2 protein-coding genes and 1 pseudogene are annotated in these 2,133 nt (G+C 40.1%); all 3 read right to left on the bottom strand.

Going from position 1 to position 2,133, the window contains the following annotated elements; genetic code table 11:
• Window positions 1-149, bottom strand: a pseudogene (locus tag LC574_RS37130) (ABC transporter ATP-binding protein); the annotation flags it as partial.
• The gene (locus LC574_RS37125) at window positions 150-956 is read right to left on the bottom strand and encodes an ABC transporter permease (protein WP_229458624.1); all 807 of its coding nucleotides are present in this window, start codon (window positions 954-956) and stop codon (window positions 150-152) included. It abuts the pseudogene before it with no gap.
• A gap of 412 nt (window positions 957-1,368) precedes the next feature.
• On the bottom strand, window positions 1,369-2,133 hold a 765-nt coding region (locus LC574_RS37120), incomplete at its 5' end, for a Uma2 family endonuclease (RefSeq protein WP_229458623.1).

The raw sequence follows: 2,133 nt of genomic DNA, 5'->3' as shown, positions 1-2,133 counted from the left end.
ACTAAATTAATTTGATCTATCACCAATTTTTTTGCTGGCTGGCGATACTTACCTTCTACAATAGATAGAAGCGTTTTCTTGAGGTCGTAAGAAAACTCTTCTTGAGTCCGTCGCCACAGCGAAACTTGATCTAGACGAATTACTTCCATCTACAGCAAATCCATAAATTGATGTCGCCACAAGTGAAAACAAGTCCATCCCAAAGACAAAATAATTATGCCACTGAGTAATGCACCCCAAATTAAACCTAAATTTGGTGGCGCTCCTGATAATGTAATCTGACGTAAACTTTCAATAATTGGGGATAACGGATTTAAGGCTAAAAACGGTTTTACCTGTGGGGAAACAATAGCTGCTGGATAAAAAACAGGACTACTGAGCCAAAGTACAAATACAACTAACTCGTAAAAATAAGGTAAATCTCTAAAAAATACGTATAAAGCACTGACCAAAAACCCAACTCCTGTACAAACCAAGACTAACGCCAGAAATGGAAGCAGTAACGCTAGCACATTTACTAAATTTTTAGAATTGACAAAAGTAATTACTGTCAACAATGGCAACACGCCGACGGCAAACTGAAATACATTCGCTGCAATCATTGATACCGGAAAAATGCTGACTGGTAAACTAATTTTATTCAAAAGTGAGCCATTACCTACTACGCTACTCAATGCCTGAGAGGTTGAAGCTGAGAAGAAATTGATTACCACTAGCCCAGTAAAAGCTGCCAAAGCATAGTTAAATATTGAGTTTTCGTAATACAACGCAAAGGCTTTTCCAAAAATTGCAGCGTATAAACCCGTCATAATCAACGGGTTTAACAGTGACCAATAAACTCCCAGAAGTGAACCTCGATAACGTACTTTCAGGTTACGCGATACCAAGACATGCAACAATTCCCAATAGCGGCGCACTTGCAACCAAGTTGAATTACCTTTGAGCGAAATTATCATGTTTAAAAACTACCATACACCACAGGCAAGTTATTCGCGAATTTTATACTATTGAAGCGGACTTTGCCACATTACCTTAACAATGAAAAACTTTATTGTACAAACTTTGCACTGTTAAACATATTAAGTTACTAATCACCATTTTTATACTCTTAACCACACACTACCCCGGCAAAACTAGTTAATTTATCAATTGGTTCCTAGAACTCTCTACCACAAAACAGCAGGCTTAAATTATCATACAAATGATTATAAGTCAAATACAATCTTTTTCAGGATGTCTACTTATTGGATGATCAAGCGCTACTCTATTAACTAAGTCAAATTATCTGCATCAACTCCCAGTGAGCAAATACTCATCCCAGCCCCCAAGCGACACATCAAAAATTACCATCACATCTGTTACAACTTACTACGGTAGATTATTTGGATCAACTCCCTGCGATCGCAAATACTCTGCCAATCGCTCTGCACGTTGATATTCTTGTTCAGCCCGTTGATGTTCTTGTTCAGCCCGTTGGCGCTCTTGTTCAGCCCGTTGGCGCTCTTGTTCAGCTTTTTCTCCTCGCGTTGATACCCAGCCCGTAGCATTATACCAACGCAACCACAAACCTGTTGTCTGCTGATAAGAACCTTGCCAAAGACCCAATCCTAGTTCTAACTCTTCCAACCATAAGCGGTTTTCTGGTAAAGATATTGCCTCGTAGCGAGTGCCTATGAGTTGAAAAGCACGCAAACGATTTTCATAGCGATCATAAACAACATAGTAGGGAACCCGCAAAATGCGTTCATATACTTCCCACTTTGTTGGGGGTCGGTTGACTTCCCGCAGTGTTTTTCCTAAGTCTTCTTGTTCTGTACCTGGTGAAAGTAATTCAACTACTAAAAATGGAACAACCCCCTCTTGCCAAATGACGTAACTTAAGCGTAGGTCTTGCTGCTCGCTAGCGTTAGGTACTCCTAAAACCATATACCAATCAGGACGCTTATACCACAGAGTATGGCGGGGGTCGTAGTAAAGATTCAAATCTCTAGCAAGTAAAATTTCCTCAGATGGATAAGTCAGAGGCTGACAAGTCTCACTGAGCAAATCCGCCTGAATGCAGTGAAATTCATCTGGCAAACCTGAGTCCCCAATTAATTCACTGGGTAAGTCATACATCGTAAGCATGGTTTC

It is taken from the genome of Nostoc sp. CHAB 5715 (assembly GCF_020829685.1).
Taxonomy (GTDB): Bacteria; Cyanobacteriota; Cyanobacteriia; order Cyanobacteriales; family Nostocaceae; genus Nostoc.
The sequence above is the reverse complement of the archived record's forward strand: the minus strand, read 5'-3'. Positions and strand labels throughout refer to the sequence as shown.

Bases quoted from the DNA above. Each gene is read 5' to 3' on its own strand.
- LC574_RS37125 (WP_229458624.1), bottom strand. From the start codon at position 956: ATGATAATTTCGCTCAAAGGTAATTCAACTTGGTTGCAAGTGCGCCGC.